This is a genomic window from Streptomyces sp. NPDC006879, from assembly GCF_042869595.1.
Lineage (GTDB): Bacteria > Actinomycetota > Actinomycetes > Streptomycetales > Streptomycetaceae > Streptomyces.
Window position 1 is genome coordinate 35,450 of record NZ_JBIAGC010000031.1, and the last position, 24,389, is coordinate 59,838.

Annotated in this window: 24 protein-coding genes; 15 read left to right on the forward strand and 9 right to left on the reverse strand. The window is 68.9% G+C overall.

What is annotated here, in order from left to right; genetic code table 11:
* The first annotated feature begins 77 nt into the window (after positions 1-77).
* The 3 genes from ectB to thpD are packed head-to-tail and all read left to right on the forward strand — an operon-like array spanning position 78 to position 2,731.
* Positions 78-1,346, forward strand: a complete 1,269-nt coding sequence (gene ectB, locus ACFYMC_RS21395) for a diaminobutyrate--2-oxoglutarate transaminase (RefSeq protein WP_388527612.1) — start codon at positions 78-80, stop codon at positions 1,344-1,346.
* A 42-nt stretch (positions 1,347-1,388) separates the two neighbouring features.
* Positions 1,389-1,793 carry an ectoine synthase gene (locus ACFYMC_RS21400; protein WP_388527615.1) on the forward strand — a complete coding sequence of 135 codons (405 nt, stop codon included), beginning with the start codon at positions 1,389-1,391 and terminating at the stop codon, positions 1,791-1,793.
* A gap of 38 nt (positions 1,794-1,831) precedes the next feature.
* The gene (gene thpD, locus ACFYMC_RS21405; RefSeq protein WP_388527618.1) at positions 1,832-2,731 is read left to right on the forward strand and encodes an ectoine hydroxylase; all 900 of its coding nucleotides are present in this window, start codon (positions 1,832-1,834) and stop codon (positions 2,729-2,731) included.
* Positions 2,732-2,931: 200 nt separating this feature from the next.
* On the opposite strand, the gene ACFYMC_RS21410 is transcribed toward thpD, so the two are convergent.
* On the reverse strand, positions 2,932-3,642 hold the full coding sequence (locus tag ACFYMC_RS21410; protein WP_388527621.1) for an anti-sigma factor family protein: 711 nt from the start codon (positions 3,640-3,642) through the stop codon (positions 2,932-2,934).
* Entirely contained in the window at positions 3,639-4,217 is a 579-nt protein-coding gene (locus ACFYMC_RS21415) for a sigma-70 family RNA polymerase sigma factor (RefSeq protein ID WP_388527624.1), read from the reverse strand. The genes ACFYMC_RS21410 and ACFYMC_RS21415 overlap by 4 nt, the downstream gene beginning before the upstream one ends.
* Positions 4,218-4,598: 381 nt before the next feature.
* On the opposite strand from ACFYMC_RS21415, the gene ACFYMC_RS21420 reads away from it, so the two are divergent.
* Positions 4,599-5,078 (forward strand): Lrp/AsnC family transcriptional regulator, encoded by a 480-nt coding sequence (locus ACFYMC_RS21420; protein WP_388527627.1) that lies wholly within the window; start codon positions 4,599-4,601, stop codon positions 5,076-5,078.
* Positions 5,079-5,128: 50 nt separating this feature from the next.
* The gene (locus ACFYMC_RS21425; RefSeq protein WP_388527630.1) at positions 5,129-5,515 is read left to right on the forward strand and encodes a VOC family protein; all 387 of its coding nucleotides are present in this window, start codon (positions 5,129-5,131) and stop codon (positions 5,513-5,515) included.
* Positions 5,516-5,635: 120 nt separating this feature from the next.
* On the opposite strand, the gene ACFYMC_RS21430 is transcribed toward ACFYMC_RS21425, so the two are convergent.
* Positions 5,636-6,712, reverse strand: coding sequence for an alkene reductase (locus ACFYMC_RS21430; RefSeq protein ID WP_388527633.1), 1,077 nt, complete (start codon positions 6,710-6,712; stop codon positions 5,636-5,638).
* A 112-nt stretch (positions 6,713-6,824) separates the two neighbouring features.
* Here ACFYMC_RS21430 and ACFYMC_RS21435 point away from each other — a divergent pair, with 112 nt between their 5' ends.
* Positions 6,825-7,391: a MarR family winged helix-turn-helix transcriptional regulator gene (locus tag ACFYMC_RS21435; RefSeq protein ID WP_388527635.1), complete on the forward strand. Its 567-nt coding sequence runs from the start codon at positions 6,825-6,827 to the stop codon at positions 7,389-7,391.
* A gap of 113 nt (positions 7,392-7,504) precedes the next feature.
* The gene (locus ACFYMC_RS21440) at positions 7,505-8,308 is read left to right on the forward strand and encodes a beta-glucanase (protein WP_388527722.1); all 804 of its coding nucleotides are present in this window, start codon (positions 7,505-7,507) and stop codon (positions 8,306-8,308) included.
* Between the two features lie 285 nt (positions 8,309-8,593).
* Here the strand turns inward: ACFYMC_RS21440 and ACFYMC_RS21445 are convergent, their stop codons facing one another.
* A complete protein-coding gene (locus ACFYMC_RS21445; RefSeq protein ID WP_388527725.1) occupies positions 8,594-9,151 on the reverse strand; it encodes a TetR/AcrR family transcriptional regulator in 558 nt (185 codons plus the stop codon).
* Positions 9,152-9,177: 26 nt separating this feature from the next.
* Positions 9,178-9,540: a DUF1304 domain-containing protein gene (locus tag ACFYMC_RS21450; protein ID WP_388527638.1), complete on the reverse strand. Its 363-nt coding sequence runs from the start codon at positions 9,538-9,540 to the stop codon at positions 9,178-9,180.
* A gap of 132 nt (positions 9,541-9,672) precedes the next feature.
* On the opposite strand from ACFYMC_RS21450, the gene ACFYMC_RS21455 reads away from it, so the two are divergent.
* Positions 9,673-10,017: an NTP pyrophosphohydrolase gene (locus tag ACFYMC_RS21455; RefSeq protein ID WP_388527640.1), complete on the forward strand. Its 345-nt coding sequence runs from the start codon at positions 9,673-9,675 to the stop codon at positions 10,015-10,017.
* A 69-nt stretch (positions 10,018-10,086) separates the two neighbouring features.
* Here ACFYMC_RS21455 and ACFYMC_RS21460 read toward each other — a convergent pair whose 3' ends face one another.
* The 3 genes from ACFYMC_RS21460 to ACFYMC_RS21470 form a co-directional block, all read right to left on the reverse strand.
* Positions 10,087-11,100, reverse strand: coding sequence for a TolB family protein (locus ACFYMC_RS21460; RefSeq protein ID WP_388527643.1), 1,014 nt, complete (start codon positions 11,098-11,100; stop codon positions 10,087-10,089).
* 8 nt (positions 11,101-11,108) lie between these two features.
* Complete coding sequence (locus tag ACFYMC_RS21465) at positions 11,109-12,455, reverse strand: MFS transporter (protein ID WP_388527646.1); 1,347 nt, start codon at positions 12,453-12,455, stop codon at positions 11,109-11,111.
* A 232-nt stretch (positions 12,456-12,687) separates the two neighbouring features.
* Positions 12,688-13,599 (reverse strand): glycosyltransferase, encoded by a 912-nt coding sequence (locus tag ACFYMC_RS21470; RefSeq protein WP_388527649.1) that lies wholly within the window; start codon positions 13,597-13,599, stop codon positions 12,688-12,690.
* 401 nt (positions 13,600-14,000) lie between these two features.
* Here ACFYMC_RS21470 and ACFYMC_RS21475 point away from each other — a divergent pair, with 401 nt between their 5' ends.
* From ACFYMC_RS21475 to ACFYMC_RS21505, 7 genes are all read left to right on the forward strand, one after another.
* Positions 14,001-15,125 (forward strand): Gfo/Idh/MocA family protein, encoded by a 1,125-nt coding sequence (locus tag ACFYMC_RS21475; protein ID WP_388527652.1) that lies wholly within the window; start codon positions 14,001-14,003, stop codon positions 15,123-15,125.
* Positions 15,126-15,190: 65 nt separating this feature from the next.
* Positions 15,191-16,204, forward strand: coding sequence for an NAD-dependent epimerase/dehydratase family protein (locus tag ACFYMC_RS21480; RefSeq protein ID WP_388527655.1), 1,014 nt, complete (start codon positions 15,191-15,193; stop codon positions 16,202-16,204).
* Complete coding sequence (locus ACFYMC_RS21485) at positions 16,201-17,358, forward strand: DegT/DnrJ/EryC1/StrS family aminotransferase (protein WP_388527658.1); 1,158 nt, start codon at positions 16,201-16,203, stop codon at positions 17,356-17,358. The genes ACFYMC_RS21480 and ACFYMC_RS21485 overlap by 4 nt, the downstream gene beginning before the upstream one ends.
* On the forward strand, positions 17,355-18,119 hold the full coding sequence (locus ACFYMC_RS21490) for an acetyltransferase (RefSeq protein ID WP_388527661.1): 765 nt from the start codon (positions 17,355-17,357) through the stop codon (positions 18,117-18,119). Before ACFYMC_RS21485 ends, ACFYMC_RS21490 begins: the two co-directional genes overlap by 4 nt.
* Complete coding sequence (locus ACFYMC_RS21495; protein ID WP_388527664.1) at positions 18,116-19,231, forward strand: DegT/DnrJ/EryC1/StrS family aminotransferase; 1,116 nt, start codon at positions 18,116-18,118, stop codon at positions 19,229-19,231. The genes ACFYMC_RS21490 and ACFYMC_RS21495 overlap by 4 nt, the downstream gene beginning before the upstream one ends.
* A 15-nt stretch (positions 19,232-19,246) precedes the next feature.
* Entirely contained in the window at positions 19,247-22,543 is a 3,297-nt protein-coding gene (locus ACFYMC_RS21500; protein WP_388527667.1) for a DUF4082 domain-containing protein, read from the forward strand.
* A complete protein-coding gene (locus ACFYMC_RS21505) occupies positions 22,540-23,586 on the forward strand; it encodes a glycosyltransferase family 2 protein (RefSeq protein ID WP_388527670.1) in 1,047 nt (348 codons plus the stop codon). Before ACFYMC_RS21500 ends, ACFYMC_RS21505 begins: the two co-directional genes overlap by 4 nt.
* A 44-nt stretch (positions 23,587-23,630) precedes the next feature.
* Here ACFYMC_RS21505 and ACFYMC_RS21510 read toward each other — a convergent pair whose 3' ends face one another.
* Positions 23,631-24,332 carry a hypothetical protein gene (locus ACFYMC_RS21510; protein WP_388527673.1) on the reverse strand — a complete coding sequence of 234 codons (702 nt, stop codon included), beginning with the start codon at positions 24,330-24,332 and terminating at the stop codon, positions 23,631-23,633.
* Positions 24,333-24,389 lie beyond the last annotated feature (57 nt).

Sequence of the window (24,389 nt, forward strand, 5' to 3'; positions counted from 1 at the left end):
CTCCCCCACCAGCTCATCGCACCACCGGATGTGGGCGCGGCGCCGGCTGCCTCACTCCGCACATCTTTGGAGAATGCATGACCATCACCGAGCCGGGCCTGAGCGTCTTCGAAACCGTCGAGTCGGAAGTCCGCAGCTACTGCAGGGCCTGGCCCACCGTCTTCGAGAGGGCTAGCGGCAGCTGGCTGTACGACGAACGCGGGCGCGGATACCTGGACTTCTTCGCCGGAGCCGGATCCCTCAACTACGGCCACAACCATCCGACCCTGAAACGGGCGCTGCTCGACTACATCGACAACGACGGCATCACGCACGGCCTGGACATGTCGACGACCGCGAAGCGGACCTTCCTGGAGACCTTCCAGTCGACCATCCTCAGCCCGCGCAACCTGCCGTACAAGGTCATGTTCCCCGGGCCGACGGGCACCAACGCCGTCGAGGCGGCGCTGAAGCTGGCGCGCAAGGCCAAGGGGCGCGAGGCCGTCATCTCCTTCACCAACGCCTTCCACGGCATGTCGCTGGGCTCTCTGGCCGTGACGGGCAACGCCTTCAAGCGGGCCGGTGCCGGCATTCCGCTGGTGCACACCACTCCGATGCCCTTCGACAACTACCTCGGCGGGCAGGTCCCGGACTTCCTCTGGTTCGAGCGGCTCCTGGAGGACCAGGGTTCCGGCCTGAACCAACCGGCGGCCGTGATCGTGGAGACCATTCAGGGCGAGGGCGGCATCAACGTGGCCCGCGCCGAATGGCTGCGCCAGCTGGCGGAACTCTGCCGACGCCGCGACATGCTCCTCATCGTCGACGACATCCAGATGGGTTGTGGCCGCACCGGAGACTTCTTCTCCTTCGAGGAAGCGGGCATCACACCGGACATCGTCACGGTCTCCAAGTCCATCAGCGGATACGGACTGCCCATGTCCCTGTGCCTGTTCAAGCAGGAGCTCGACATCTGGGAACCCGGTGAGCACAACGGCACCTTCCGCGGCAACAACCCGGCCTTCGTGACGGCGACGGCCGCGTTGGAGACCTTCTGGCAGGACGGCGTGCTGCGCGAGCGCACCCTCGTACAGGGTGGGCGCGTTGAAGGCGTCCTGCGCGGGCTGTGCTCCAAGGACGGCAAGCTCGCGAAGAGCTATCGCGGCCGAGGTCTCGTGTGGGGCCTGGAGTTCGAGAACGGCGAACGGGCAGCCGCTGTGTGTCGGCGCGCCTTCGAGCACGGCCTCCTGATCGAGACGTCCGGCCCGGACGACGAGGTCGTCAAGCTCCTGCCCGCACTCACCGTATCCGCCGCGGAGCTCGACGAGGGCCTGGACATCCTGACCCGGTCCGTCCACGAGACCGCCTGACCAACCACCTGCACACCAGGGAAGAACGAAAGGCAGAACAACGTGATTGTCCGCTCCTTCAGGGACATCGAAGGAACCGACCGGCATGTGAAGGCTGCTTCGGGCACGTGGGAGAGCAAGCGCATCATCTTGGCGAAGGAGCGCGTTGGCTTCTCGCTGCACGAAACCACCCTCTACGCCGGCACCGAGACGTCGATGTGGTACGCCAACCATGTGGAGGCCGTGGTCTGCATCGAAGGTGAGGCCGAACTCACCGACGACGAGACGGGCGAGACCCATCTCATCACGCCGGGAACCATGTACCTGCTCGACGGTCATGAGCGGCACACCATGCGGATCAAGAGCGACTTCCGCTGCCTGTGCGTGTTCAACCCGCCCGTCACCGGACGCGAAGACCACGACGAGAACGGCGTGTACCCGTTGCTCACCGAGCCGGACGACGCCTGACGCACTGACGGATGACGAGAGGAGAGGCAGGCAACACCATGACCACGACACCCGCGCGCACCGTGGACACGTACCCGACCCGGGGCCCCGAGGAGGTACTCACCGGACGCAAGGACCCGGTGGTCTGGTCCCCACCAGGCACCCCCGGACCCCTGTGGGGGCACGAGCTGGAGAGCTTCGAACGCGACGGCTTCCTTGCGATGGACCAGCTGATCACGCCCGAGGAAGTCAAGGTCTACCGCGCCGAACTAGACCGTCTCGTCGACGACCCGGCGACCCGTGCGGACGAGCGGTCGATCGTCGAGCGCAAATCGCAGGAGGTGCGGTCCCTCTTCGAAGTCCATCGGATCAGCGAGGTATTCGCGGGACTGGCCGCCGATCCGCGCGTGGTGGGACGGGCCCGGCAGATCCTGGGCTCCGAGGTCTACATCCACCAGTCGAGGATCAACGTCAAGCCCGGCTTCGGGGCCGGCGGCTTCTACTGGCACTCCGACTTCGAGACCTGGCACGCCGAGGACGGCCTGCCCCGCATGCGCACCGTCTCGGTGTCCATCGCGCTGACGCCCAACTACGCGACCAACGGCAGTCTCATGATCATGCCTGGCTCGCACCGGACCTTCCTCGGCTGCGCCGGCGCGACGCCTGAGGACAACTACAAGCGTTCGCTCCAGATGCAGGACGCGGGAACGCCGTCCAACGAGGCGCTCTCGAAGTTCGCCAGTGCCTGCGGCATCCGGCAGTTCACCGGCGAGGCAGGCTCGGCCACCTGGTTCGACTGCAACGCGATGCACGGGTCCGGGGACAACATCACGCCCTACCCCCGCAGCAACGTCTTCTTCGTGTTCAACAGCGTGGAGAACGCGGCGGAAGAGCCTTTTGCAGCGCCCGCACGACGTCCCGAGTTCATCGGGGCACGGGACTTCACGCCGGTACGCTAGGCCGTGCAATCAAAGCAGCGCCGACAGCGCGACTTTGACGACGAGGCCTGAGCCACCGGAGGCGAGCCCGCCTCAGCGCAGACGGCTGTGCCCCCCGTCCCGTACGGGGGGGGCACAGCCGTGTTGCAATCCGCGGTGAGAGCCGCGGCGCCCCGTCCCCCCTGCCCGGTGCCCCCGGGCACACCGGGCAGGGGGACGCTTCACACGGGTACGGCGACGAAGGTCCGCCCCGCTTCGTTCTGGACCACGACCTCCTGCACATCGGATGGATCCACGGCGGCGGAGCCGTCAAGCACGGCTCCCTTGCCCTCACCACCCGACTGGTTGCCGACCACCCAACTGCCCGCAACGGTGCGGTCGCCGTCCCGGGAGACGACCACCAACTGGCAACGTTCCCCCGGCGGAACCCCGGTGACGGAGGCATGCACCCGTACCCAGCGCGCCGCAGGAGTCACCCGCACAGTCATCCGCACTCCCGTGCCCGCATCGGTCACGGACGCCAGTTTGGTGCCAGCCGGCGGTGCGGTGGGCGTCGAGGCACCCGGTGGCGCGGCGACGGCGCCCCCGTCGCCCGTACTGACCTGGGTACCCGCCCAGAACACCCCCGCCAGCGCGGCGGCGGCGGTCAAGGCGATCAGGGCTCCGCGTCGACGCTGTTGGGCCGTACGTTCCCCGCGCACCTGCCGGAGGGTGCGCTGGAGGAGTAGGTCGCCACCCTGCGGCGGACCGTCGAGGAAGGCCTCCGCCGGTACTTCTCCAAGTGCGGCCTCCATTTCACGCAATGCAGCCACCTCCCCCCGGCAACTCGTGCACTGGCTCATGTGCGCCTCTACGCGGTGGGCTTCCGGTGCGTCGAGCACGCCGAGAACATAAGCTCCGAGCAGTTCTTCCTCGTGCCCCTGCCGGTTCATGCCACCACCTCCTGCAATCCGGCGGGCGGCTTCGGCCTGCTCGGTCGGTTGTCTTCCCTGAACACCTCGCGCAGTGCCTTGAGCGCGTAGTGCGACCGCGATTTGACCGTTCCGGCGGGGATGCCGAGGCTGTCCGCCGCTTCCGCGACACTGAGCTGGCGGTAGTACAACTCGGTGAGCACGTCCCGGTGTTCCGGGGAGAGCTGGTCTAGGGCGCCCAGCACGGCCATGCTGTCGACCACCGCGTCCGCGTGGTCCAGCTCCACCGCCGGGTTCGCCGCCGTACCGGCGACTTCCTTCGGGCGAGCGGCCTTTGCCCGGAAGCGGTCGGTGACGATGTTGCGGGTCACCGTCAGCAGCCAACCGCGCACCGATCCCTTGCCGTTCACCAGCACTTCGGAGTGTCGCCAGGCCCGGATGAGGGTCTCCTGGACGATGTCCTCAGCTGCGGAGCGGTCGCCGGTCAGCCGAGTGGCGTAGGCGAGCAGGGCGTTGCCATGCTCCTCGTACACCGACCTGATCAGTGCTTCGTCAGTCGAGCCCCGCCGACTGCGGGGCCACAGTGGTCCGGCCATCTCACCCTCTCCCTCTTCCGCGCGTACATCGTGCGGTACACGATCCACCACCGCGTAGGGTTCACGTGGCCTGCGTCACACACAGTCGGCGCCGGCGGCTCCGTGTCGGCCCTGATGTCCTGGCTCGGCAGGAACCCGCAGGGCTTCATCACCCACTGACGACCGGTCCACGGGGTGCGGCGGACCCGCCTGAGCCTGTCGGCATCCGCTGCCGTGAGCCTCGCGGCCGGGGAAGCACGATCACGGAGTGTTCAGGTGCAGCCCCGAGCGAGCTGCGCGCGTGGGATCGTCTCGGCACCCGGCGGACCGGAAGCAAACCCGTTGATAGAGTCTGATCAGGGGTTATCGCTGCGGAAGCACCCAGGACCAGGTGGTGACGGCATGGCGGTCGATGAACTCGACACCCGTATCCTGCGTCTGCTGATCGAGCAGCCACGCACCAGTGCGCGCGAGTACGCCCGCCTGTTGGGCGTCGCCCGCGGCACCCTCCAGGCCCGGCTTGACCGTCTGGAACGCACCGGGGTGATCACCGGCGCCGGTCCGGTGCTCTCCCCCGCCGCGCTCGGCCATCCGGTGCTGGCGTTCGTGCACATCGAGGTGACCCAGGGTCATCTGGATGAGGTGGGTGAGGCTCTCAGCTCTGTTCCGGAGATCATCGAGGCCTTCTCGATCACCGGTGGCGGAGACTTGTTGACCCGCGTCGCCGCGCGGGACAACACCCACCTGGAAGACGTGATCCAGCAGCTGATCCAACTACCCGGCGTCGTGCGCACCCGCACGGAGGTCGCCCTGCGCGAGCGCGTCCACCACCGACTGCTCCCGCTGGTGGAGGCAGTGGGCCGCAGGGCGCGCAGGCCCTGATCCACCGAATGCGCCGCAGCCTCTAACCCCTCGGCGTAGGGTGCTGAGACATGGTGCACGTACTGGGCAGTAGGGTGTTGTTGACCCCCACCGATCCGGAGCGTTCGCGCGCCTTCTACGGCGGGGTCCTCGGGCTTGCGGTCTACCGCGAGTTCGGTAGCGGTCCCGCCCGCGGGACGGTCTACTTCCTGGGCGGCGGGTTCCTGGAGGTGTCCGGCGTCGCCCGGACACCTCCAGGCCCGGGAATGCGGCTGTGGATGCAGGTCACCGATGTCCGCTCCGCCCACCAGACGCTGTTGCGGGAGGACGTCGAGGTCCTGAGGGAGCCTCGCGAGGAGCCCTGGGGGCTGGTCGAGATGTGGATCCGTGACCCTGACGGGGTCCAGATCGCGCTGGTGGAGGTCCCCGAGCAGCACCCGCTGCGCTATCGCCCCTGAGGCCCACGCACATCCCGGGCGTCCCGTCGCGAACCCCGCCGCCCCTGCCTTGGCCCCCGGTCGGCGCCCTCGGCATCACCTCGGCGGCCAGGGACCGGAGCCGTCTTCGGCCGATGCCCGTCAGGTAAGCACCGGGTAGTCCGTGTAGCCGCGCTCGTCGCCGCCGAAGAACGTGGCGGGGTCGGGGACGTTGTACGGGCCGGCTGTGCGCAGTCGGGACGGCAGGTCGGGGTTGGCCAGGAAGAGGGCGCCGAAGGCGAGGACGTCTGCGATGCCGTCCTCGACCAGGGGCAGGGCCCGGTGGTCGGTGGGCCCTTCGGTGGCGGGGTTCAGCACGAGCGTGCCCGCGAACTCCTTGCGCAGGGCGAGGGTGATCTCCCGGATCTGCGGGCCCGCCTCGGTGACGTGGAGATAGCCGAGTTCCAACCCGGCCAGAGCTGCCACCAGCGCTTCGTAGGTGGGCTGCGGGTCGGGCTCAGAGATGTCGTTGTAGGGGTTCCCGGGGGAGATCCGTAGCGCGGTGCGTTCGGCGCCGATGGCCGCCGCCACCGCCTTGGTCACCTCGACGGCGAAGCGGATGCGGTTCGCCACGGATCCGCCCCACGCGTCGGTGCGTCGGTTGGTACCCGGTGCCAGGAACTGATGGATGAGATAGCCGTTGGCACCGTGCAACTCCACGCCGTCGAAGCCGGCTTCCACCGCGTTGCGTGCCGCCGTGGCGAAGTCCTCGATGGTGGCGTGGATCTCGTCATCGCTCAGCTCTCGCGGGACTCCCATCTCGCGCATGCCGTGAGGGGTGAACAACTCTCCCGCGGCGGCGATCCCGGAGGCTCCGACCGGCACGAGGCCCTCGCCCTTTCCTTCGAAGAGTGCGGGGTGGCCGATTCGGCCGGCGTGCATCACCTGCGCGTAGATCCGCCCACCGGCGCCGTGCACGGCGTCCGTCACCCGGCGCCAGCCGGCGATCTGCTCCAAGGTGTGCAAGCCCGGCGTGTTGGGATAGCCCTGCCCGACGACCGAGGGCTGGATTCCCTCGGTGATGATCAGCCCCGCCGAAGCCCGCTGGAGGTAGTACTCCACGGTCGAGGACGTGGGCACTCCGTCGACACCGACTCGGCTGCGGGTCATGGGCGCCATCGCGATACGGCTGCTGAGCGCGGTGCCGCCGAGGCTGATGGGATCGAATGCACTGGTCACAGTCATCTCCATGAATACTTGGTCGGCCAATCAATGACTCCAGGGCAGCGTACAGCATTCATTGGCCGACCAAGGTAAAATCCATGCCCCGAGGACCAGCAAGGAGCCCCCCATGGACACAGCCGCGGACCCGAGAACGGGCCAGAGTCCGCCCGGACCGTGCGACCCGCCGCATAACGCCCCCGCAGAACAGGGCTGCGCCGCAGCCCCGGGGTCAGTCCTGGACGGGCCCATCAGCCACGCCATCAGCCGCGTGGCGCGGCTACACCGGATCACGGCCGGCAAGTTGCTCCGGGACCTCGACCTCTACCCGGGCCAGGAATTCCTCATGGCACACCTCTGGGACAGCGGCGCCGTACGTCAGTCGGAGTTGATCAAGAGCGTGGGACTGGACCCGTCCACGGTCACCAAAATGCTCCAGCGCCTGGAGCAGGCAGGGCACGTGCGCCGACGCCAGGACCCCTCGGACCGACGGGCCTCGCTCGTCGAGGCGACCGAGAGCAGTTGCGCACTCCTGCACCAGGTCCGGGACGCCTGGACCCAGCTGGAGCGGCGCAGCCTCGCCGGCCTCGACGAGGAGGAGTGCGCCGAACTCGCCCGCCTGCTCTCCCACGTGGAGCGAAACCTCTGCACCGAGGCCTCCGGAGCCGGCGAGGCCGGCGGCTGCACCCTGACCTGAGGGGCGCCAAAGGCGTGCACCATCGCACCCAACGACACGCCGAGTGCACAGGGTTATGACTCAATCACCCAGGGTAAGTGAGCGATTGGTTCATCCTGCACCTTGGGGGCGTCATGCGCACACAGATCATCACCATCGTCCAACGCCTTCTCCTGCGCCTGGGAGTGACCGGGCGTGAATCGGGTCAGCCGGCACCACAGGACGCGCCGACCCTCGGAGCGGACCCTCCCACCGGCCCGAGCGCGGTGGCGGACCGGTACCGCCACCCCGTGTTCGTCGCCGACTTCAGCTCAACCACCCAATGGGTAGCCGGGCACTCCTGGGCCTATCCCAACGGAGGACCCACCAATCCGGGCGACAACAAACTCGACCACCTGGTGCCCGACCCCTCCTACTGCCGCTCCGGCGTCTTTCGGGCCAGTCGGCGCCCCGAAGGCACCTGGAGCGCCGGGCTGCTGACCACCGAAGGCAGCGAGGAGGGCTTCATGGTGCGCTCCGGAGACGTACTGGAAGCACGGGTCCGCCTGCCACGGGAGCTCGGAGCGTGGCCCGCGATCTGGACCTGGCGGGACGGCGACCAGGAAATCGACATCTTCGAGTACCACCCAGACAACCCGGATCTACTGGAACTGTCCAACCACGTCAAGGGCGGTCACCGCTACTACCGCCACCCCGCCATCCGCCCGGGCGGATGGGTGGACCTGAGGGTCGAGTCTGGGTCCTGGTCGGTCACCTGGTGGGTCAACGGAATCCGCGCCTATACCGACCGTACCGGCGTCGGCCGCTCCTGGCACGCCTACCTCATCGTCAACATGTCGGTCTGCGCCGGGCGTTACCACCCTGCACCCGAGCCTACGGTGACGGAGATGTCCTACGAGGTCAGCCGCCTGGTGGTCTACCGCCACGGCCACCGCTGACCGAGCCCCGTCCAGGGGCGGCTCCGGCCGCAGCATCCGCCCTGTGCGCACGGCCGGGGCCGCTTCCCTCCAAGACCGTGCGCCACCCAATCGGAGCCCGGGGGCGGCACTTACGACCAGGTCACGCCCACTGGACCTTACGGTCAACGCCCATGAGGTCTGCGCCGTGCGGCACCCAGCGGAGGAAGACCCGGTTGCCGGGGCCGCTCAGCTCTCGCGCTTACGCAGCGAAGTATGGCACCAGGCGGCCCGGATCAGGCGCGGTCTCGAAGAATCCGGCCGGGATCAACCCAATGGCACACGGTGCATGGCCAACAGCAGTCGCCAGCTACGGTTCGCAACCTCGTCGGGCGCACCCAGGATCACCCCGCCCAACCAGTCCGCCAAGACCCCGGTGAAGGCGCCCGCCACGGCCGCACCGACCAGTTCGGGTTCCGGTGCCCCGGCCAGTCGCCGCTCGCTGGCGCTGCGTTCGCTCAGCTCGTGGCGCAGCCGTGCGCCGAGCGGACCGCCGGAGCTCGGGGCGAGCAGAGCCCGGTACAACTGCGCGTGGGCGCCCACCTCCTCGAAGAACTGCACCAGCGCAGCTGGCGCCGACGACGGGTCCGGAACGCCACGCCACGCGTGCAGGGCCTCGACCGCGTCCGTGACCACCTGCGCACAGGCATCCACTGCGAGGCTGCGCAGGTCCTGGTAGTGGAGGTAGAAGGTGGCGCGGCCGACTCCGGCCCGGCGCACCAGAGCCGCAACGCTCACCTCGTCCAACGAGCGACCGGTGCATTCGGCGAGCAGTGCGGCGCGTAGCAGCGCTCGGGTCCGAGCGGCCCGCGGGTCATCCACCAGCTCATCCGCCGGCGGCCGAGGCCCCTTCACCGAGCCAGCAGTACGGCCGCCAGCGCGAGCGCGGCGGGCAGCGCCTGCACGAGGAAGATCCTCCGGTTCGCCGTGACTCCCCCGTAGACGCCGGCGATCAGCACGCACACCAGGAAGAAGACCTGCACCTGCTGTCCCGTGGGGTCCCCCGCCACCAGCCCCCAGATGAGGCCGGCGGAGAGGAATCCGTTGTAAAGGCCCTGGTTCGCGGCCAGCGGAGCGGTCGTACGAGCAAGCTCCGGGGCGAAACCGGAGAACGCGCGGCCGGGCGCCCGCTGCCAGAGGAACATCTCCAGCACCAGGGCGTACGCCTGGACGAGCGCCACCAGCAGGACGAGCACCGTTGCGACCGTCTCCACGGTCCACCGCCTTCTTGGTTGTCTTGGACTTCCGGAAAGATTACAGACACCTGCCCAATAAATATAGACAGCTGTCCATGAATGGCCTCTCGCTCATGGTGGCCGTCGGCGTGGCCATCGATACTTTTCGGCATGACTGTGCTCATCGTTGACGCGGCGAACGTGGTTGGCTCGGTACCGGACGGCTGGTGGCGTGACCGACGTGGCGCCACCGAGCGACTCAGGGACCGCCTCGCCGGGCGGGGCGAGACTCAGGAGGTGCTCCTGGTCGTCGAGGGCGCCGCCAGGGGGGTCGGCTCGGTGTCCGGAGTCCGGGTGGTACCAGCGAGCGGGTCGGGTGATGACAAGATCGTGGAGTTGGCAGCCGAGCACGCCAAGGGTGGCTGCCGGGTGGCTACCTCGGATCGCGCACTGCGTGCCCGCCTGACAGCACCGGGCGTGACCTGCGTCAGCCCCCGGACCGTCGATCCGCGCTGACTCAGCGCGGCCGGGAATCCACGGCCCTCCACGCCGCGCCCGCCCTACCCGACCTACGGGGACGCGCGGTCAGCCCAGCGGAGCCGGCGAGGAGGCGCCCGGTGTCAAGAGACGGGGTGCTCCCCCGCCATCGGCCGGCACGGTCCACAGGTCGGTGCTCCCGACCGTTCCCTGTGTCGGCAACGCGTAGGCCAGGGTGTCCCCATCGAGCCAGGTGGCCTGGTCGTCGACGCTGCGCTTCTCCGCCAGCGGATGCTCCCGCAAGGTCCGAAGGTCGAGAACGTGCTCACGCCAGAGCGAGGCGCCAGGCAGCACCCGCTTCTTGTAGGCGATGCGCGTGCCGTCCGGAGACAGCGAGGGGCATTCCACGTTCTGCTTCATGGTGGTCACGGTGCGCCGCGCCAAGGAACCTCGCACCAGGTGGGTTTGACCTCCGGTGCTCAAGGTCGCGTAGAAGGTGTCGTCGTCTTGCGCGAAGGTGACTCCCCAGAAGTTGACGTCGGCCGCGTGATACTTCTTGTCGTCCATGAGGACGGTGAACTTCTCCAGGTCGCTCTCCAGCCGCCAACCCGCCGTATCCAGGATCGTGGTGCGGGTGGAGAAGAAGGCGGACCCGTAGGACTCGCCGGACACGAACACCGTCCACGCCACGAGCCGACCACTGGGCGATACCCGGGCCCGGCTCGGCGTGCCCGCCAACGGAAAACTGCGCCGGGCACCCAGCTCGGCGTCCACGATCAGGGCACGGTTGTCCTGCGCCAGTGCACCGGGGCGGGACCGTAGACAAACCCCGGTACCTGCGGCGGCGTAGAAGCGCTGACAGTTCAGGTCCGATGCGGTGCGTTGCGCGTCGGGAGCATCAGACCGGACCGAGACGACCGCGCCGTGTTGTGGCCCACGTGCGCCGTTGAGGAATCCCAGTCGGCCCTCCTGACTCAGCGTGACCTTTCCCTTGGCGAGGGACGGGCCACCCGGTTGTGGCCGATCGGCGCGCGCCACGGCATGCAGGACCAGTGCTGTACCGCAGCCGACCAGGAGTAGCACCGCGGCGAGCAGGATCAACAGACGGTGCGAGCGGGTCATCGGATTCCTCATGAGCGTGGGGAGGATTCTTCGGTACGGGGTGCCGGCAGGGGCGACTGCTGCGCAGTCGGCCGCAGCAGGAATCCGGCGACCACGGCGCAGCAGAGCAGACCGACGGCGGAGGCTGCCAACGCGGGTGCGGGTCCCCACAGGGTCCAGGCGCCGCCGAAGGCCAGCGAGCAGCCGAAGCGGGCCAGCGCCTGCCCGGTGCCCACCAGGGCCAGTCCGGTGGCCCGCAGTTGCTCGGGCACGGTGGCGGCAACGGCCGCCGGCAGCACCCCGTCGGTGGCTGCGTAGAACAGGCCGTGCAACACGAGTACCAGGTAGGGCAGGCCCGGCCAGTTCGGGGCCCACAACAACAGCCCGTAGGCGGCGAGCAAAAGGGCGTGTCCGGTGAGGAACACGGTGCGGCGCCCGATCCGGTCGGCGAGCATTCCGGCGGGCAGGGCCAACAGGAGGAACACGGCAGCGGTTCCCAGCGGCAGAAGTGGGAACCACTGCTCGCTCATGCCGGTCCGGCGCTGCAGCAAGAGGTAGACGAAGGCGTCGCTCACGGTGGTGAGGCCGAGCAGGACCGCGCAGACGGCGAGCGCACGGAGGCGAGGTAGGCGAAGCAGCGCCAACGCCTCGCGCAGACCCGCCCGCGGCTGCCGCCCCCGGGCCGGATCGGGCGCGCGCTCACCGGCGGCTCCCGTCGGCGGGCGGCTCTCCTTCTTGACGCGCGCGGGACCGGGCACGAAGAGCACCAGCACGAGCACCCCGAGGGCGGCCACGCAGGCGCTGACTCCGAATACCGCGTCGTAGCCGTCGGTCGCGACGCTGAGGATCAAGAAGGCCGCTATCGGTCCGAGCAGCGCGCCGGTGGTGTCCATCGCCCGGTGGACGCCGAAGGCCCGACCCTGTGACTCGACCGGCGCGGACAGGGAGATCAGTGCGTCCCTGGGGGCGGTGCGCAGGCCCTTGCCGGTGCGTTCGAGGGCGAGTACGACACCTATCGGCCCCAGGGAGTGCGCGAACATCAGCATGGGCTTGCACAGCGCCGACAGTCCGTAGCCGATTCCGGCGATCAGCTTGTGGTTGCGCACCCGGTCGGCTAAGTGTCCGCCGGCCAGTTGGACGAAGGCGCTCACCCCGTTGTAGACCCCGTCCAGTGCTCCGAAGCCCAACGGGCTCAGGCCCAGGCCGGCGACGAGGTAGAGGGGTAAGACCGCGGTCACCATCTCGGAGGAGATGTCGGTGATCAGACTCACCGTGCCCAGCGCGAGGACGGCCGAAGTGACCGCCGGTGCCCGTCCGCGGCTGCGAGCCGGTGCGGTTTGCGCCTCCGCGGGGGCGGAGCGGTCCGCGAGGTACATGTTTCAGGAGCTCCAGGTGCCGGCGTTGTCAGGCATCGAACGTGCGAGTGAAACCATAGTGCTTGTATGGGGCAACGGCGTTGAGTATGGCGGGAATCCACCGCTCGCCAACGGGGCCGGCCATGCCGCCCACGGACCCCGGACACCCGAACGGCGGCCAGGGTGGCAGGGCTCCCCCCAGGGCCCGTCCCGGGGGGATCGTCCGGTGGGCGCGGGTGCCAGCTGCCGGCCCTCAGCCCTGCCTGCTGCTCTCGTCGCGCAACCAGGTGGAGAAGTCCTGCGTGCGGATGGCTTTCTTGGCCCGGCGTCGGGCCACGAGGGCAGCCAGCACGAACACCACGACACCCGGCAGCAGCCGCGGATCGGCCCGCAACAGGGCGCGCAGGTCCGCCGTGCTGGTCCGGGCGGAGGGTGGCGGCACCGCCTGTCCCCCCACCGACGCTCGGGCGACTGTGGACGGGTGCTCACCCGCCTCGCGCGCCTGCGCGTGCTCCAGCTCCGCCGAGGAGGTCACGGCCCGGATCCGCCTCTTGATCAGGTCGGACCAGGTGCGCGGCGGTTGGACGACGACCCGTGCCGCGTCGACGACCGTCCGCTCCCCGGGCCCAAAGGCCAAGGACGCGGCCAAGTCGTCGGCCATCAATGGGGGCAGCGCCGCGATCCGCTCGTGCCCCGCCTCGGACACGGCGATCACTCCTCGACCGAACAACCCTTCACGCACTGCCGGCAGACGCTGCCACACCCGGTAGTAGGACCGGACCGACCAGGCGCACGCGGTCAGTGGGATCTCGCGACCGGGGGCAGCAGCCAACGGGGCGTCAGGCCCTGCCAGTGCCTCGGTCAAAGCTCCCACACCGCCGGCGTCGAGGACCACGTCGGCATCGACATAGATCCGCGGGAATCCGTGCGCGTTCTCGTCCCCGGCGCGCAGGGCCAGGTGTTTGGAGGGGGTCGGGATCTCCACCACCCGCACGCTCGGGCCCCGTGCTGAGGCCACCTGCGCCGTGTCGTCGGTACAGCCGTTGCACACCACGACGATGTCCACCTCGTCGGCGGCGGACGGGCGGGGCCCTGACAGGAGTGCGTCGAGGAGTCGGCCGATGACCCGACCCTCGTTGTGCGCCGGTATCACGATGCTGGTCACCCGGGCAGTATGCACGCTGGCAAGCCGACCCCGAGTGTTTCCCTCAACTCTCCCCGGTGGTCGGCCCGGTGGACTAGATTGGGCGCCACCGACCGGATCGGTGCGCCTCGTCGGCGCGGGGATCAATCCGGAACACGTGGGGCGGTATTGAGGCCGGCTGCCGGGGGTTGAGAGGGCAGCAGGTGTACGGCCAAGCGGCGCGAGGGCGCCGTGCGGCCGGGGGGCGGAAGCACGCGGAGTACGTAGAGCATCGGTTGTGGGGGGCCATCACCGTTGAGCAGGTCATGCATGTGTCACGGAGGCATCCAGCCTGCTGTAGACGGCACTTCCTTCCATCGCACGCGCCCCGGCCATGAGTTGTCGACACGCCAGCCGGCGTGCGCGGAAGGAAGAGGAACGCTGTGAAGGACATCGCGAAGGACATCGCGAAGGGCTCCGCGAAAGACGCGGTCCCCACGCCTGGACCCGCGGGGCAGACCCCGACCAGAGCGTTAGGCGTTGCGGTTGTCGGGGCGGGCTACTGGGGCCCCAACCTCGTCCGCAATTTCCAGTCCAGCCCGCAGTTCCGACTGCGCTGGCTCTGTGATCTCAATGTGGACCGGGCCCAGCAGGTGTTGGGCCGGTACTCGACGGTGCAGGCGACCTCGGACTATGCCGCGGTCCTCGCCGATCCGGCCGTCGACGCGGTCGCCGTGGCCACTCCCGCCGGGACACACCTGGACGTGGCCCTGGCCGCTCTACGGGCCGGCAAGCACGTACTCGTCGAGAAGCCGCTGGCGGCCACGTACGAGGACGGCCTGCGTCTGGTCACCGAGGCAGAGGAACGCGGCCTGACCCTGATGTGCGACCACACCTACTGCTACACACCGGCGGTGGCCAAGATCCGGGAGATGGTGCGCTCGGGGGACCTCGGTGACATCCACTTCGTGGACTCGGTGCGGATCAACCTGGGTCTGGTCCAAAAGGACATCGACGTCCTGTGGGACCTGGCCCCGCACGACCTCTCCATCCTCGACTTCATCCTTCCCTCGCACGTCCACCCGGTGGCCGTGGCCGCCCACGGGGCCGATCCGATAGGGGCAGGCCAGTCCTGCGTGGCCTATCTGACGCTCCAGCTCAGCACCGGGGCCATCGCCCATGTGCACGTCAACTGGCTCTCCCCCACGAAGGTGCGGACCACCATGGTGGGCGGCTCCAAGCGGACCCTGGTCTGGGACGACCTCAACCCCGCCCAGCGAGTCGCGATCTTCGATCGCGGAGTGGAGCTGACCACCCCGCACGACATCGGCGTGGACGAACGACGTGACCGGCTCGTCTCGTACCGCACCGGTGACATGGTCGCTCCGGCCATCGGCGAGAAGGAAGCACTGCGCAGCATGGTGGAGGAGTTCGCCACCTCCATCAAGAGGCAGCGGCCACCACTGACCGACGGTCGCGCGGGGCTGCGCGTCCTGGACATCCTCGAAGCGGCATCCCGAAGCCTGGAGTTCCGCGGCGCGGTCGTCGGACTGCGCACCGGACGTTGACCGGCACCACCTCCGTTCCACCGGAACACACGGAACAGCAAGACCTATTCAGTGGGGGCAAGGCGTTGAGCACGGTACGAGACAAGAGGATTCTGGTCACCGGCGGAGCGGGCACCATAGGCTCGCACCTGGTCGACCTCCTGGTGGACAACGGCGCCCGTGAGGTCACGGTGCTCGACAACTTCGTACGAGGGCGGACGGCGAACCTGGCCCGCGCCCTGCCGAGCGGGATCGTCGAGGTCGTCGAAGGGGACATCCGCGACGCGGCCACGGTCCACAAGGTCACGCAGGGGGCGGACCTGGTCTTCCACCTCGCCGCGATCCGGATCACCCAGTGCGCGGAAGAGCCGCGGCTGGCCAATGAGGTGATGGTCGACGGCACCTTCAACGTGCTGGAGGCGGCGGCAGCCTCCGAAGTGGGCAAGGTCATCGCTTCCTCTTCGGCCTCCGTCTACGGACTGGCCGAGGCCTTCCCGACCACCGAGCGGCACCACCCGTACAACAACGACACCTTCTACGGTGCCGCGAAGGCCTTCAACGAGGGCATGCTGCGCAGCTTCCACTCCATGTACGGGCTGGACTACGTCGCCTTGCGCTACTTCAACGTCTACGGGCCCCGGATGGACATCCACGGCCTGTACACCGAGGTCCTGATCCGCTGGATGGAACGGATCGCTGCGGGAGAGCCCCCGTTGATCCTGGGAGACGGCACCCAGACCATGGACTTCGTCCACGTCCGGGACATCGCACGGGCGAATCTGCTGGCCGCGGAGTGCGACCGGACCGACGAGGTCTTCAACGTCGCGAGTGGGACCGAGACGAGCCTGCTCGACCTCGCCCTCGGCCTCCTCGAAGCGATGGACGCGGACCTGGTGCCGGAACACGGTCCGGCCCGCTCCGTCAACGGCGTCACCCGCCGCCTCGCCGACACCTCCCGGGCCGCCGAGCTCCTTGGGTTCAACGCCGAGATCGACCTGCGCAGCGGTCTGCGTGACCTGGTGGACTGGTGGCGGGCAGAGCGTGCCGCGGATGCTGCGGCCGGCACGCAGACCTCGACAGCCAGCCAGGAGGGGCGATGAACACCCCGGTGGATCCCGCGCCGTCCCGCATTCCGGTGATGGTGCCCTGGCTCGGCGAGGAAGAAGCACGCGCCGCGGCCGAGGCCGTGCTCTCCGGCTGGGTGGCCCAGGGGCCACGGGTCGCGGAGTTCGAGCGGGTCTTCGCCGAGCGGGTCGGTGCCGAGCACGGCATCGCGGTGAGCTCCTGCACCACCGCGCTGCACCTGGCCCTGATCGCCCTCGGGCTCGGTCCTGACGACGAGGTGATCGTCCCCTCCCTGTCCTTCATCGCGACCGCCAACGCGGTGCGCTACCTCGGGGCCCGGCCCGTGTTCGCCGACGTCGAGGAGTCCACCGGAAATCTCACCGTGGACACCGTGGACGCGGTGCGCACGCCGCGGACCAGGGCGGTGCTCGTCGTCCACCAGGGCGGAGTGCCCGCGGACGTGCTGGCGCTGAGAGCCGCCTGCGCGGACTGGGATATCCCGCTGGTCGAGGACGCGGCATGCGGGATAGGCGCCACCGTGGGCGGAAAGTCGGTGGGTCACGGCGCACTTCTGGCCGCCTGGTCCTTCCACCCGCGCAAGGTGATCACCACCGGTGAGGGTGGCATGATCACCACCGACGACGCGCAGTGGGCGCAGCGGCTGCGGCGGCTGCGCGAACACGGGATGAGCGTGTCGGCGGCGCAGCGGCATGCGAGTAACAAACCGATCGCCGAGCAGTACCTGGAAGTCGGCTACAACTACCGGATGACCGACATCCAGGCAGCGGTCGGGCTGGTCCAACTCGGCAAACTGGATGCCATAGTCGCCCGACGACGCGCCCTGGCTGCCCGCTACGCGGAGTTACTCGAAGGGGTCACGGGCCTCACCCCGGTGAAGGATCCAGGTCATGGCCAGGGCAACTTCCAGTCGTACTGGGTCCTGTTGGGTGAGGAATTCCCGCTCGGTCGGGACGAGCTCCTCGAAGTCCTCTCCGAGGCCGGGATCTCCGCCCGACGCGGAATCATGGCTTCACACCTGGAGCCCTCCTACGCGGGCCACGGGTCGGCGCCACTTCCGGTGACCGAGCGGCTCACCCACCGTTCGCTGATCCTGCCGCTCTTCCACACGATGACGCAGTTGCAGCAGGACCGGGTGGTCGCGGTGCTCCGCGAGCAGGCCGGCGGATGACCGGGGCCGGTCTCCGGGACCTGGTGATCGTCGGAGCCGGTGGGTTCGCCCGCGAAACCGCGCAGGCGGTGCGGGACGCCAACGCCGAGGACGTGGCCCACGGCCGCACTCCACGGTGGCGACTGGCCGGGCACCTCGACGACGCTCCCCGGCTGCACGGCCGGGACGTCTACGGGGTGCCGGTGCTCGGAGGCAGCGACCTGGTCGGCGACCTTCCGGAAGCCCGGGTGGTGGTCTGCGTGGGCAGCCCGCGCGACTACGCCGTACGGGCCCGGTTGGTGCGGCGTCTGGGTCTGCCGGAGCACCGTTTCGCGACGGTGGTGCACCCCACCGCCTCGGTGTCCCGGTCCTCGGTCCTGGGCGCCGGCACGGTGCTCCTCGCCCACTGCGTCCTGACTGCGGCCGTGCGGGTGGGTAGCCACGTCGCCGTCATGCCGCAGGCGGTACTCACGCACGACGACGTGGTGGAGGACTTCGCCACGATCGCCTCGGGGGTCAGGCTGGGCGGTGGGGTGCGGGTGGAACGGGGGGCCTACGTGGGTGCGGGCGCCCTGGTGCGCGAGTACACGACGGTTGGGGGCTGGTCGCTGACCGGCATGGGAAGCACGGTCCTGGCTGACGTGCCACCCGGCGAGGTCTGGGCCGGCAGCCCGGCGCGCCGGCTGCGTGAGGCGGAGAGCCCGGCTCTTGAGGAGTTGCGGGCCGAAGGCAAGGAGTCCGGCCGAAGGCCGGAGACACGGATGGGGAGCGAAGTCGTATGAACCAGATCCCGCTGGTCGACCTCAAGGCGGCGCACGCGGAAGTCGCCGAGGAGTTACGAGCCGGCTTCGACCGTGTCCTGGCGAACACGGCATTCATAGGTGGCGACGAGGTGCGCGCCTTCGAGCGCGAGTACGCCGAGTTCTCCAACGTGGCCCACTGCGTCGGAGTGGCCAACGGCACCGACGCACTCGAACTGGCCCTTCGGGCCAGTGGGGTCGGCGTCGGTGACGAGGTGGTGCTGCCCGCGAACACCTTCATCGCCACCGCGGGAGCTACCGCTCGGATCGGGGCGCGCCCCGTTCTGGTCGACTGCCTTCCTGACAGCCTCCTGATGGACCCCCAGGCTGCCTTGAACGCGGTCGGGCCCGCCACCCGCGCGGTGGTACCGGTCCACTTGTACGGTCAGTGCGCCGATACCGCTGAGCTCGCCGCGCGGCTGCCTTCAGGGGTGCGGATCGTGGAGGACGCGGCGCAGAGCCAGGGTGCCAGTCGCCAGGGCCGCTCCCCGGGCAGCGGTGGCATCGCGGCCACCAGCTTCTACCCCGGCAAGAACCTGGGCGCGTATGGCGACGCGGGCGCAGTGGTGACGGACGACCAGGAGAGCGCCGACCTGGTGCGGGCGTTGGCCAACCACGGCGGGGTAGCCAAGTACCGGCACGACGTGGCCGGCTTCAACAGCCGGCTGGACGGCCTGCAGGCGGTCGTCCTGCGGGCGAAGCTGGCACGCCTTGCCGAAGCCAACGCCGCCCGAAGGGAGGCCGCCGCCCGCTACGACGCGCTCCTGGCGGGCCTCGCCGCGAACGGGCGCCTCATCTTGCCGGTCACCGCCGAAGGCAACGTCCACGTGTGGCACCTGTACGTGGTCCGCGTCGAGGGAGCCGACCGTGACGCCGTGGTCGGCAAGCTCAACGCGGAGGGCATCGGCGCGGGCGTGCACTACCCGGCGCCCGTGCACCTAACCCCGGCCTTCGGCTACCTCGGACTCGGGCGCGGTGCCTTCCCCCACGCGGAGCACGCCGCCGACCGGATGCTTTCCCTACCGCTCTTCCCGCAGATCACCACCGCTCAACAGCAGCGGGTCGTGGACGCGCTCACCGACGCCCTGCGCTGACGCAAAGAGGTACAGATGAACAGACGGAGAAACAAACTCCGGTACGGTCTCTACACCCTGGTCGCGGTCTTGGCAGCCGCGGTCTTACCACCGTCCGTCGTGGCCCATGCGGTCGACCCTTGCGGTCCCACGTCGAATGCCGTGGTGTGCGAGAACTCCAAACCGGGCACGCCGAAATCGGAGTGGTTCGCACCCAACGCCTATGGTGAGATCAAGGGTTTCAGCACGCAGATGAGTGTGCAGGCCGGCGACACCGTGCAATTCAAGATCCAGTCGCCTTCGCCGTACCGCGTCTCGATCTACCGTCTGGGTTACTACGGGGGTGACGGAGCACGCCTGTTGTCGACACCGGCGCAGGCCGCCGTCACATACCCGGCGAACTACCCCGAGGGCGGGGACCCGCAGAGCTGCACCACCAAGTCCTCCACCGGCCTGGTGGACTGCGGGAACTGGCCGGTCACCGCCAACTGGACGGTGCCGAGTGACGCCGTGTCCGGCCTGTACATCGCCAACTTCGACCAGGCGAACGGTGACGGTGTCATGCCCTACCCGTTCGTCGTCCGCGACGACTCCAGCCACTCCGACGTCCTGGTGCAGACCAGCGATCAGACCTGGCAGGCGTACAACAACTACGGCGGCCAGGACCTCTACGACGGCGGTGGGCCGGCGCCCGACGGACGTGCCTACGAGGTCAGTTACAACCGCCCCCTGGACATCGGTGGGGACAACGGGATCTACGGGTCCGAGTTCCAGATGATCTCCTGGCTGGAACGCAACGGCTACGACGTGAGCTACATGTCAGGCATCGACACCTCCACCCGGGGCGCCCAGCTCCTGAACCACAAGGTGTTCATGTCCTCCGGCCACGACGAGTACTGGACCCAGGAGCAGTTCACCAACGCGCTCAACGCGCGGAAGGCGGGCGTGCACCAGACCTACTTCAGCGGCAACGAGATCTTCTGGAAGACCCGCCTCGCCGCCAGCATCGACGGCACGGGAACGGCCAATCGCACTCTGGTCTGCTACAAGGAGACCAAGCTCTCCTTCCCGCAGCCGAACGGCATTCCCGACCCCAGCGGGATCTGGACCGGAACCTTCATGGACCCGGCCAGCGCGACGGGCGGGCGTCCCTACCAACCGCAGAACCAGCTGACCGGTTCGATGTTCAAGGTGAACGGCTACCGGAGCGACGCCATCACGGTCCCCGGTTCCTTCGCCAAGCTGCGGCTGTGGCGCAACACCACCGTCGCCGACCTCTCCCCCTCGCAGACCGCCACGTTCCCGACGGGAACGCTCGGCTACGAGTGGGACAGCGACGTGGAGAACAGCAGCCGCCCGGCCGGGCAGATCCGCCTGTCCTCCACCACGGTGGACATCGAGGACGGCAAGATGCTGCTCGACTACGGAAACACCTACGGCAACGGCACCGCCACGCACAGCCTGGTCGCCTTCCGTGACCAGACCTCCCATGCCCTGGTCTTCGGCGCGGGAACCGTGCAGTGGTCCTGGGGTCTGACCAACGTCCCGACCGGGAACCCGGACGACGAGGTGGTCACCGAGGACAAGCGGATGCAGCAGGCCACGGTGAACGTGTTCGCCGACATGGGCGTACAACCCAAGACGCTCCAGAGCGACCTGGTCGCGTCCTCGGCCTCCACCGACACCACGGGCCCCGTCATCAGCGTCACCAGCCCGGCGGCGAACGCCACCGTCCCGGCACTGAAACCGATCACCATCACGGGCACCGCCTCTGACTCCGGTGGCGGCGTCGTCGCCCGCGTGGAAGTCTCCACCGACGGCGGCACCACCTGGAAGTCGACCACGGGTCTCGGCTCCTGGAGTTACCAGTGGACCCCCACCACTCCGGGCTCCGCCCAGATCAAGGTGCGGGCAGTGGACGACAGCGTCAACATCGGCGCCACCACCACGGTGCCGCTGACCGTCGGCCCTCAGCAGTGCCCCTGCACCGTGTGGCCGGCCGCGGCAGTGCCGGGCAAGGTCAACGCCGGTGACGGCAGCTCCGTGGAACTCGGTGTCAAGATCCGATCCTCGGTGGCCGGTTCCATCACCGGTGTGCGCTTCTACAAGTCTCCCGCCAACACCGGCACCCACACCGGGAGCCTCTGGAGCAAATCGGGCCAGCGGCTGGCCACCGGGACCTTCACCAACGAGACGGCTTCGGGCTGGCAGCAGCTGAACTTCTCCTCACCGGTGCCCATCAAGCCGAACACCACCTACATCGCCTCCTACTTCGCCCCGAACGGCGGCTACTCCTTCGACACCACCTTCGCCGAGGGATCCGCGGGCCTTGAGCCCTTCACGGCGCTACAGAGCGGCACCGACGGCGGCAACGGCGTGTACCGCTACAGCGCCACCGGAGGCTTCCCCTCAACCACATCGAACGGGAGCAACTACTGGGTGGACGCGGTGCTGGACACCTCCACGGCCAGCACCGTGCCTCCGACCGTCACTTCCACCTCCCCCCAGTCCGCAGCCATCGGAACCCCGATCACGGCCGCCCTCCACGCTACTTTCAGCGGGGCCGTAGACGAGGAGACCTTGGTCTTCACCCTCAAGGACGAGAACAACAACACGGTGCCGGGCACCAAGTCCCTCAGCGCCGCGAACAGCGCCACCTTCACTCCGTCCACGGAACTGGCCCTCAGCACCACCTACACGGCCTCTGTCCACGCCTCCGACCTGTGGGGCAACACGATGACCGGGCCGCACAGCTGGAACTTCACCACCAGCACCACCCCGCCGGAGGTCAACTGTCCGTGCACCCTGTGGAACAGCGAGGCCACGCCCAGCACCGCGAACGTCGGCGATGACACCAACGCGGTGGAGCTCGGCACGCGCTTCCAGTCAGCGGTGAACGGCTACATCACCGGCATCACCTTCTACAAGGGCCCGGGCAACACCGGCACCCACACCGGAAGCCTCTGGTCCAACACCGGCACGCTGCTGGCCACCGGAACCTTCGGCAGCGAAACCCTCGAAGGCTGGCAGCAGTTGCAGTTCGACACCCCCGTGGCCATCACCGCGGGAACCTCGTACGTGGCCTCCTACCACGCACCGAACGGCAACTACTCCGTGGACGGTGGCTACTTCACCAGTGCGCACCGCTCCTACCCGTTGGTCGCGACGGCCGACGGCACCAACGGCGCCAACGGGGTGTACAAGTACGGGAGCAGCTCCTCCTTCCCGACGAACACCTTCGGTTCCGTGAACTACTGGGTGGGTCCCGTCTTCACCACGACCCCGCCCGCGACGGCCCAGTCGGACGGCTCCACGGAGGTGTCCACGCAGTGAGCACCGTCAGCGTGGTGATCCCCTGCTACAAGTACGGCCATTTCCTGGCCGACTGCGTCAAGAGCGTCCTGGACGAACAGGAAGGCGTGGACGTACGCGTCCTGATCATCGACGACGCCTCGCCGGACGATTCCGCGCGGGCCGCACACGAGTTGGCGGCCCGCGACCCACGGATCGAAGTGCGTGTCCACGAACGCAACAAGGGCCATATCGCCACCTACAACGAGGGCTTGATGGAGTGGGCCGACGGCGACTACGTCGCCTTGTTGTCGGCCGACGACAGACTGGTCCCCGGGGCCCTGGTCAGGGCCGCCACGCTGCTCGATGCGCACCCGCAGGTCGGCTTCTGCTACGGCCGACCGCTGCGTTTCACCCACGGCGGGCCGCTGCCAGCGGCCCGCACCCGCAGTACCGGCTCGGTCGTGTATCCGGGGCAGTGGTGGCTGGAGAGGCGGTTCCGCGAGGGCACCGGGTGCATCACCTCACCCGAGGTGGTGGTCCGCACCAGCCTCCAGCACAAGGTGGGGGGCTACGATCCGCTGCTCCCACACGCCGGCGACATCGAGATGTGGATGCGGCTCGCGGCGCACGCCGACGTCGGCTACGTCAAGGGCGCCGACCAGGCCTTCTACCGGGTCCACGGGGACAACATGTCCACCACGGACTTCGGCGGGCAGCTCGACGACCTCCGCCAACGCCTCGTCGCCTTCGACGCGGTGCTCGACAAGTGCGGCGACCTGCTGCCCGCCTCCGATCAGCTGTCCGTCTCCGCACGGACCCGGCTGGCCCGGTACGCCTTGCGGCGTGCCTACCGCGCGTACGACCGGGGTCGCACCGATGTGGTCCCGGTCGGCGAACTCGTGGAGTTCGCGGCGCAGTGCCTACCGCAGTACACGGACCTGCCGGAGTACCGCGCCTTGCGCAGGCGCCAGCGCATCGGGGCCCGGGCGATGCCCTACCTCCAGCCGCTGGTGATGTCGGCCGTCGCCGACCGGGGGCGGGAATGGCTCTGGTGGCAGTCTTGGAAGCGCCGAGGGATTTGATGAACCAACAGCACCACCGTTCTTCGGTCCGGCGTCCCGCTCCCTCAGCGGGACGCCGCGGCCATCGGCATCCGGTCTCCGGCCGGCTGCTGCGGACCGGCGTCGGCGCTCCCGCGCCGGCGCCGGTTCCGGCGTCCTTGCACGTGCAGGAGCAGTTGGTCGGTCCACAGGGCGACCACCACGCCGCCGAGCCCCGCGAGCAGGGCCACACCGGCCAGGCCGCGGCTCTTGGTTCCGGTCTTGGCGGTCGCGTTGGGCGGGACCAGCAGATCCACACTCATCCTGGCGTCGGTTGGGATTCCCTGCTGGGTCTGCATCTGGCGCAGGTGCTTCGTGTAGACCTCGATGACCTTCGTCACCGTGCCGTTGGCCGCAGCGGGGCTGCTCTCCTCCGCCTGGACCTGAAGGGAGGGGATCAGATAGCGCGGGGTGACGCTGGTACCGCTGTTCCGCGGTATCAGCCGGTAGTTTCCGCTGACGCCGCCTGCGGCCAACTCCTCCTGCCCGGCAGCCGACTCCAGCTGTTGTACCGCCGCGTAGGACACCGCGGCGAGCGGCGGCTGGAGGTTCGTGAACTGGTTCGGCTGCCTTCCGGTCACCGGTGGCTTGAGCACCACGATGGCCGAACTCACATACTTCTGTTCGGGGTGGAGCACCTGTTGCGCTCCGAAGGCGGCCAGGGCCACGGCCACCACCAGGACGTACCACCGTCGACGCAACGCGCGTACCAACTCACCAGGCAACACCGGGAATCCTTCCGTCAGCCCCGATCCTTTCAGGGCGCGGGGCGGGCCGCCATCGAA